This is a genomic window from Polaribacter sargassicola, from assembly GCF_021991835.1.
In the GTDB taxonomy this organism is placed as follows: Bacteria; Bacteroidota; Bacteroidia; order Flavobacteriales; family Flavobacteriaceae; genus Polaribacter; species Polaribacter sargassicola.
The window spans coordinates 1-324 of the sequence record NZ_JAHDAU010000126.1 but is presented as its reverse complement, the minus strand read 5'-3'; the positions used below and the strand labels follow the sequence as shown (position 1 = coordinate 324).

The window sequence follows — 324 nt, the reverse complement described above, 5'->3', positions numbered from 1 at the left end:
ACCATCGTGATCGCCGGGAACATCGGCAACGATCCCACCAAGAACGAGACCCGCAACGGCAAGGCCGTGATCAACTTCCGGGTCGGGACGTCGCACAACTACGTCGATCAGCGCACCGGTGAATGGGTCGAGAGCCCGACCAGCTGGTACAATGTCTCCGCGTTCGGCAACATCGCCGAGCACGCGAAGGCCTCGTTGCACCGCGGCGATCCCGTCATCGTCGTGGGGCGTCTGCGGATCCGGGACTGGGAGGCCGGCGACGGGAAGAAGGGCCGGGAGGCGGAGATCACGGCAGACGTCATCGGGCACGACCTGAGCTGGGGG

The 324-nt window shown here is 66.0% G+C and carries 1 protein-coding gene; it reads left to right on the top strand.

All coding sequences use genetic code 11. The features are described 5' to 3' along the window. Positions 1-324, top strand: a 324-nt coding sequence (locus KI686_RS16140; protein ID WP_237590349.1) for a single-stranded DNA-binding protein, incomplete at both ends; no start/stop codon positions are given.